Source organism: Chromohalobacter sp. 48-RD10 (assembly GCF_029889785.1).
Classification (GTDB): Bacteria; Pseudomonadota; Gammaproteobacteria; order Pseudomonadales; family Halomonadaceae; genus Chromohalobacter.
Window position 1 is genome coordinate 1 of sequence record NZ_JARANX010000039.1, and the last position, 7,725, is coordinate 7,725.

8 protein-coding genes and 1 pseudogene are annotated in these 7,725 nt (G+C 60.0%); 7 read left to right on the forward strand and 2 right to left on the reverse strand.

Going from position 1 to position 7,725, the window contains the following annotated elements; genetic code table 11:
• Positions 1–61 precede the first annotated feature (61 nt).
• Positions 62–580, forward strand: coding sequence for a Stf0 family sulfotransferase (locus tag OP496_RS16090; RefSeq protein ID WP_280564811.1), 519 nt, complete (start codon positions 62–64; stop codon positions 578–580).
• A gap of 142 nt (positions 581–722) precedes the next feature.
• Positions 723–1,175: pseudogene (locus OP496_RS16095) on the forward strand (integrase core domain-containing protein); the annotation flags it as partial.
• Between the two features lie 93 nt (positions 1,176–1,268).
• Here OP496_RS16095 and OP496_RS16100 read toward each other — a convergent pair.
• Positions 1,269–2,431, reverse strand: a protein-coding gene (locus OP496_RS16100) for an IS3 family transposase (RefSeq protein WP_280564812.1) whose coding sequence is annotated in 2 segments (ribosomal slippage) — positions 1,269–2,173 and positions 2,173–2,431 — 1,164 coding nt in all. Because the reading frame shifts where the segments join, the coding sequence is not laid out codon by codon here.
• Positions 2,432–2,442: 11 nt separating this feature from the next.
• On the opposite strand from OP496_RS16100, the gene OP496_RS16105 reads away from it, so the two are divergent.
• The 5 genes from OP496_RS16105 (at position 2,443) to OP496_RS16125 (ending at position 6,961) form a co-directional block, all read left to right on the forward strand.
• A complete protein-coding gene (locus OP496_RS16105) occupies positions 2,443–2,811 on the forward strand; it encodes a hypothetical protein (protein ID WP_280564813.1) in 369 nt (122 codons plus the stop codon).
• Positions 2,812–3,416: 605 nt separating this feature from the next.
• Positions 3,417–3,623, forward strand: a complete 207-nt coding sequence (locus OP496_RS16110) for a hypothetical protein (protein ID WP_280564814.1) — start codon at positions 3,417–3,419, stop codon at positions 3,621–3,623.
• Positions 3,620–4,264: a hypothetical protein gene (locus tag OP496_RS16115; RefSeq protein ID WP_280564815.1), complete on the forward strand. Its 645-nt coding sequence runs from the start codon at positions 3,620–3,622 to the stop codon at positions 4,262–4,264. The genes OP496_RS16110 and OP496_RS16115 overlap by 4 nt, the downstream gene beginning before the upstream one ends.
• Positions 4,261–5,787 carry a DEAD/DEAH box helicase family protein gene (locus OP496_RS16120; protein ID WP_280564816.1) on the forward strand — a complete coding sequence of 509 codons (1,527 nt, stop codon included), beginning with the start codon at positions 4,261–4,263 and terminating at the stop codon, positions 5,785–5,787. Before OP496_RS16115 ends, OP496_RS16120 begins: the two co-directional genes overlap by 4 nt.
• A 178-nt stretch (positions 5,788–5,965) precedes the next feature.
• A complete protein-coding gene (locus OP496_RS16125; RefSeq protein ID WP_280564817.1) occupies positions 5,966–6,961 on the forward strand; it encodes a site-specific integrase in 996 nt (331 codons plus the stop codon).
• 77 nt (positions 6,962–7,038) lie between these two features.
• Here the strand turns inward: OP496_RS16125 and OP496_RS16130 are convergent, their stop codons facing one another.
• Positions 7,039–7,521 (reverse strand): polysaccharide biosynthesis protein, encoded by a 483-nt coding sequence (locus tag OP496_RS16130; protein WP_280564818.1) that lies wholly within the window; start codon positions 7,519–7,521, stop codon positions 7,039–7,041.
• Between the last annotated feature and the right edge of the window lie 204 nt (positions 7,522–7,725).

Consider the following 7,725-nt stretch of genomic DNA (forward strand, 5'->3'; position numbering starts at 1 on the left):
GGGAGCCAACCGGAGCTGTGCCGCTCAACCCAGGAAAGTGCCAGGAAATCAAGCGTAACCAATGCGCGGCTTAGAACAAACTTTTTGGACAACTGGGTTGAAAACTACCGATGACCCGACATCTAAGATTTGGGATTTCCTTAGAGCACAAGATGACTTGTATATAATACATCTGACTCGAGAAAACATCCTAGAAACAATCACGTCAAGGAAAATTGCCGACTACACAGATATTTGGTCTTTGCAGTCCCCTAAAAAACAGAACCCCGAAAAGCCGTTACAAGTACGCTTTACCAAAGAGGAGGCTGAAGAAAAATTCATCCAGACAAGAGAATGGGAGAAAAAGGGTGAAGAATGGTTCAATCATCATAATGTGCTACATATCACTTATGAAGATTTGACGCAGTATCGTTCAGAAACTTTTGGAAAAGTTGCCGACTTTTTAGGCGTTGCAAGGCAGGATGTTTCGACATCGTTAAAGAAACAACGGAAAAAGGCTTTGTCTGACACGATTGAGGGTTATAAGGAGCTTAAACAATCATTTATAAATACAGAATGGGAAGAATTCTTTGTAGACTGAACAGCCTAACAAATCACTGCAGGTGACCGCCAACCCGCTGTCGCGGCTTGGCGGCACCTGAGTTCAGGCGTTAGGCAACATTACGAACATGTCGCTACTGATCCAGAAGGCCTGCTGGCGAGAGCACCTCACCGATCGTCACAAGCCTTTGATTCTGCACTCAGATAACGGCAGCCCGATGAAGGCGGCGACCTTCCTGGAGAAGCTCTACGACCTGGGCATCACCCCGTCGTACAGCCGGCCAAGGGTCAGCAACGACAACGCCTTCGCCGAGTCGGCCTTCAAGACACTGAAGTACCGGCCGGGATTCCCCGCCGACGGCTTCGCCACGCTGGCCGAGGCGCAGGAGTGGGTCCAGCGATTCACCGAGTGGTACAACCATGAGCACCGGCACAGCGCCCTTCGATACGTCACGCCGAGTCAGCGTCATAGCGGCGAGGCCAAAGGTATCCTGGCGCAGCGCCGGGAGGTCTTCGAGGCAGCGAAGCAGCGTCATCCAGAGCGTTGGTCGGGTGACATCCGAAACCTCAGCCTGCCAGAGGTAGTGCACCTGAATCCCGAGAGGGATCCGGTGCCGCAGGCAGCAGGATTTTAAAGAGCCAGAACCATTTCATGTGTCATCTATGTTGACAGGCTCCGGCATCTGGGCGCGGAGGGTTGATCTTACCCAGCATTGGTGGACACCGATCTAAGCGATCATTCGGGCCTCGAAGACCTCTGGGCTGATCATCCCAATTGCACTGTGCCGGCGCTGCCGGTTGTAGTCCAGTTCAATGTACTCGAACACCTGCCGTCGCATGGCCTCCCGCGTTTCGAATCGCTCACCATGGATGGCCTCGACCTTGAGGCTGTGAAAGAAGCTCTCGGCACAGGCATTGTCGTAGCAGTTACCCTTGGCGCTCATGCTGCACTGGAGCTCGTAGCGGGTCAGCAGCGACTGATACAGCGTCGAACAATACTGGCTGCCGCGATCGGAGTGAACGATCACGCCCTTGGGCATCTTGCGGCTCCACAGGGCCATCTGCAGGGCATCGCCCACCAGGTCAGCGGTCATCCGCTCGCTCATTGCCCAGCCGATGACCTTGCGCGAGTACAAGTCGATCAGCACCGCCAGATAGAGCCAGCCTTCACCCGTCGCGAGGTAGGTGATGTCGCCAACCCATTTTTGGTTGGGTGCCTCCGCAGCAAAGTCCTGTTTCAGGAGGTTGGGCGCCACGGGCAGCCCATGCCGTGAGTTCGTGGTGGCCTTGTACTTACGAGCCGCCTTGGCCCGCAGATTCTGGCGCCGAAGGCTTGCCGCCACGGTATTGCGGGAGATGGCGACCCCGGCATCGTTCAGGTCGTGGGTCAGCCTGGGGGCGCCTGAGCGCCCCTTTTGCTGCTGAAAGGCCAATGCCACACGCTGGTCGGTGATGACCTGCTGGCGGCGCCGCGGTGACGGTTTGCCACCGCGCTGTCGCCAAGCATAGTAGCCGCTACGTGCCACACCGAGGACAGCGCACATTCGCTGGATACTGAATGCCTGATGGTGCTGATGGATGAAGGCGTACTTCACTTCAGGCTCTTCGCGAAGTACACCGCGGCCTTTTTTGTTATGGCCAGTTCCTCTGACATTTCAGCGAGTTGCCGCTTCAGCCGGGCGTTTTCATCAGCCAGTGATCGCTCTCGCTCGGAGGTGTTTTTCTTCTGTTGGGCCTTGGCGCGCCACTGATAGAGTTGGCTGGGCTGCAGGCCCAGCTCACGGGCGGCAGCGGCAGTGCCCACTCGGTCAGCGAGGGCAAGAGCTTCCTCGCGGTAGGCGTCGGAGTAACGGGCACGGGTCTTCTTCATCGGGGTAGCTTGCTTGGCCATGGGTCACCTCGTTGAGTGTACTACCTTCACGGGGTGTCCACTGTTGCTGGGCAAGATCAACATCGATCCTGCGGGTCTCCTCGGACACCTATGCGCGTGCCAAGCGCGGTGAGCCCGAATGGCAGGTCAATCTGGATGAAGACCAGCTGGCCCGGGTCAGTTACCTACTCAACATCCATGCCGCATTGGGCGTGGTGTTCGATGATCCGTCGAAGGTGTACGGCTTCATGTCGATGGTCAACCACAACGATGGCTTCAATGGTCGGTCGCCGCTGGACGTCATCGCCCAAGGGGACCTCACCGCACTGCGCGAGACGTGGCTGCACGTCAACCTGCTGCGCCCGGTGATCATAGGGGATGAAGGCAGGGTCAAGCTATGACGGCCCTGCGCTCGGGGAGGACATGACGCCATTCAGGCAAACCGCCCTGGCCTACCCCACCATGCAGGGTATCCATGTGGCCGCCCGCCCTTAGCGAATCCAGTCGCTGGAGTACGTCACCCTGTCCACGGCCAAGTATCCGAGTGAAAGACGGAGGATGAAGCCGGCTATCTCAGCAACCACGACCAAATAACTCGCGCGGAGGTGCCGGACCTCTATCGGTGACGGCTCAGCCATGCTCGTGCTCCCCCTTCGCTCCAGGGTTCGAGATTGATGCGCACTGGATGCAGCCTTCCGGACTTCGAGTTACCCAACCGTTTCAGGATGTTGGCTAAGGTTTACGCCCGACAGGCGTTCTGCTACTTTACATTTGCCGGGCCAAAATGCCCGGTCGGGTTTGGCGACCCGAGATAAGCAAAAGGCGCACAAGCGCCATCCATGGAAGGCGCTTTTTTTGTGTCTGCCATGTGTTATGGCGGTCGTGCGTGGGAGACCCTCGGGTCTGCCGGTTCCCTTTTGCACCGGTTCGCCAACCCGCGTACGGCCGCCCCCATCACTGTATTGGCGACAGCGGGGACGGCTCCAAAGCAAAAGGAGCTATACCCATGGTCAAACTGACTATGTCCCCCCACCGCAGCGACCGCCGTGCGCGCGCTGCCGCCCATCGCGCCATGGCCATGTCAGCCCTGGCATCCAACAGCAGCGAAACGGTTCGCTACCGCCGATATCATGCGCATATGCGCAAGGCAGATGCCTTGGCACGTGCGGCCGACCTCGTGGGCACTGATGCCCCGTGGGAGGTCGAGTCATGAACGCACCGCATACCTCTCTTCCTCTGCACAGTTCCCATACCTTCTCCGGCATGATTGCCGATCATCTCAATGCCCTGCTGGCCCAGTATGCGCAGTCCGGCACTCCCATCACCGCCTGTGAGTTGCGTGATGAGCTGCTCCAGCGCCCCGACCTGGACGGGGCGGACAGTAAGACCGTCTATCTCAAGGTGCGCGATCGGCTCCGATCGTTGACGCGGCAAGGCCTGACGCAGCGTGTCGGGGTTCAGGGGAAGCAGCGCCCGATCTTCCAGATCCTCGACCTGCCTGACGATTGCTCCGCTTCTGCCGACCCCACTGCCATGCCACCACATCACGGCGCTGAAACGGCGACGAGCGCCACAGCACACTCATACCCCCCGGCAGACGCCTCGAACGCGATGGAGACTTCGCGAGACTTTGCTGAGTTTCTGTCTCAGGAATGCCATCGCCTCAAGCTCGACATGCAAGCGGCTCTGGGCGAGGCAAGCCATTACGCCCACATTCTGTCGCAGTATCCGGACCAGCAGGCCTTGATCCACCCCCTACATGAAGCCGCCTGCCAGCGCGGCAGCGAGGCTAAAGGGGCGCTGGATGCCGTCATCACCCTGCGCAAGCAGCTTGGAGAGGAGGCAACATCATGAACATCCGCCACACCAATCGCTTGATGACTTCGATCGACTGCCCGGCGTTACGTCCCTGGCAGGCCCGCTGTATCGAGCAGGCGCTGCAAACGCTGTCGGAGACCCACCCACATTTCCTGTGCCAGGCGACACCCGGCGCCGGCAAGATGTTGATGGCGGCCGTCCTGGCGGATGAGCTCTTGCAAAACGGTGGAGTCGAGCTGGTGGTTTACCTGGGGCCCACCACCGCGGTGGTTGAACGAGCCCGGGCCACACTGGAACAGGTCACGAATCTCGGCATGAGCGGGCGCCTGGGCACCGGCGGCGTGGCCTTGACCTACCATGCGCTGCATCACCGTCTCACGGAACTGCAGCAGCTGTGTCAGCACAAGCGCGTGCTGCTGATCTGGGACGAAAGCCATCATGCCGCGGGACAAACCGATGCACCCAACAGTGCCAACCAGTGGGGCCTGGCCCTGATGGCCCTGGAGCGCCAGGTGCACTACACCCTGGCGCTCTCGGGCACACCCTGGCGCACCGATGGCAGCTGCCTGCCGCTGCTGCGCTACATGGAGGCGCCGGACGAGGACGATTCTTCCGGCAGTGATGCAGCATCCACCTCACAGAAGCAACTGCAGCCGGATTTCGTCTACACCCTCACCGAGGCGATCCAGGATGGTATTTGCCGCCATCCCCACTTTCAGCTGATCGACAATCGTTCGATCCGCCTCACCCGCCATCACCCCCGCAGTGGACGGCGAGAAAGCCGACGGTTTGCCAGTATTCCCCACCTCCTCCGGCACCCTGCGATGCACTACAGCAGCCTCTTGCGCCATGAGGCGCCGATGCGTCACCTGCTGGACCAAGGCTGCGAGCAGCTGGCCAAGCTGCGTCAGCGGGACCCGGACGCCGCAGGCCTGGTAGTCGCGTCCGACATCCTGCATGCCGAAGCGATTGCCGAGGCGCTGGAGGATCGGCACCAATCGGTGTGTCTGGTCACCAGCAAGGCGGCCAATGCCCAGGCGCGTCTCCTGGCCTTTGGCGATGCCACCACGGAGTGGATCGTCTCGGTCGGCATGGTCAGCGAGGGCGTCGATATTCCCCGCCTTCGCGTGTGCTGCTACCTGAGTCAGGTCCGTACCGAGCAGCATTTCCGGCAAGTACTGGGGCGGATCATCCGTCGCGAGGGCGATGACGATGCCGAGTGTTTCCTCTATGCCCTCAATGAGCCGCATCTCCGGCACTATGCCCGACGGATCGCGGAAGACCTGCCCGAGGACCTGGCCACAGTCTCCTTTCCGATGCCGGAGACAGCGTCAGACCCGGCCGCCCCTTCGGACCATGAGGCGTCAACACCACCACTGGCGCCACAGGATGCGGCACCGCCCGATGACAGTGCGGAGGCAACCAGGACCGGTCAGGGAGGTGAGCCATCGACAGAGGTTACCTTCGACGTCGCAGGCAGTGCCGAGCACCTGGATCCCGATGTGGCCTTCTCGCGAGCCTTCTTTGAACGTCTGGTGGCCTTGCGCCTGTTGCCCTAACCCGCCAATCCGGTGGCGGCTCATCGTCGACCACGTCTCGCGCCAGGACCTCATTACCGGCTCCACGTCCCACGTGACGGGGCCGGAATGAGGCTGGGTATGACACTCACGTCGTATGGCCAGCGGCAGGAGGCTTTTGCCCCACTGACGCGGCCTTATTATTCCAGGGTGCATCGTTATGTCGTTCAAACGAAAACCTCGACATCTTACTGCCTCGACACGGCATTCCGACCGCTCGGGGCTCACCGTCAGCCACGAAGGACTCTCCCGCGAGGCTCGGCGCCTGCTCTCCCAGAGCGTTTCGGCTAACAGCGTACGCGCCATGCGGGCCGATATCCGCATCTATCAGCAAGCCGGTGGTCCCCTGCCTGCCACGGAGACCGATATCGCCAATTACTTGTCCGCGCAGAATGCCCAAGGCAAAAAGCCAGCCACACTGGAGCGATACGCCAACTCCCTGCACATGTGGCATCGATATATGAACTTCCCCTCGCCCGTCAAAACGATGGCGGTGCGCAGCGTCTTGCGCGGCATCAAGAAGAGCCGTGACATGCGGCAGGCCTCTGCCCCAGCACTACGCCTCAAGGAGCTGCACCGCCTGCTGAAAGCCATCGACAGTGCGTCACTGCACGGGCTACGTGACAGTGCCATGTTCCTGCTGAGCTTCTATGGCGCCTTTCGGCGTAGCGAAATCGTGGCGATCGCCGTCGAGGACCTGCAATGGCTGCCTCAGGGCGTCACCATTACGCTGCATCACAGCAAAACCAATCACACGGGGCGCGTCGAGACCAAGAGCATCCCGCGAGCCCCCGCGAACACTGCCTATTGCCCCGTCGCGATGCTCGAAACTTGGCTCGCGGCCTCTGGCATCAATCGTGGAGCGATCTTTCGGGGGATTACCTGCAAGGGGAATCTGGGGGCGGGCCGTATGTCGTCCGGCAACGTGTATGTCCGAATGAAGCAGGCCATCGAGAAGGCCGATCTAATCTCGGAGGGGTACACGCCGCATAGCTTCCGGGCCGGATTCATTACCGAAGCGCATCTCCGTGGCAAGAGCGACCTTCAGATCAAACGAATGAGCGGACATCGCGATCAGAGAACCTTCGAGCGCTACATTCGGATCGCCGATGCCTTCGAAGACAATGCCGGTGATTTCTTCTCACTGGAGGATTGAGCCCCAAAACGCAGCAGCCCGGCACAAGGCCGGGCTGTATGATCGCGCTTATCATTGATACTTGTGAATTCAGAATCCTACATCTCGCTGGACATCGCGTTCTTGAGTGGGACAAGGTCCACCGGAGTTTCAGGGTGGTCACCGTCACCTTGTGCTTGCTTTCGATTAGCTTGCTGCGCATGCCATAGCAGATCTTCGATACCGCCGCGGGGCTGGTAGCCGGTGGGCGCCTCCAGCAGCAGCTCGCGCAATGCCGGATAATCAAAGCGGTTGCAAGCTTCCAGCAAGCGCCTCAACAGCTGGCGCATCTCTGCCCAGGCCATCGAGACCTCATTGGCGGTCATGATCCGGGGGTGGCGGGTCTCGCCCGGGTCCTCGCCGATCAGCAGCTCCTCGTAGAGCTTCTCACCGGGGCGCAGGCCGGAGTAAACGATCTCGATATCGCCTCGCCTGGCGGCGTCGCCCTCGTCGCGGCCGACGAAGGCCGGCTCCAGGCCGGAGAGGCGCACCATATGGCCCGCCAGCTCGGCGATCTTCACAGGCTCGCCCATGTCCAGCACGAACACATCGCCAGGGAAAATGCATGAAAAACCGCTCTACGACGGGCCTCGTAGCGCTTTACCAATAGGAGCTCATGTGGTCATCTAGCAGCTTCGGTAGTTTTCAACCCAGTTGTCCAAAAAGTTTGTTCTAAGCCGCGCATTGGTTACGCTTGATTTCCTGGCACTTTCCTGGGTTGAGCGGCACAGCTCCGGTTGGCTCCC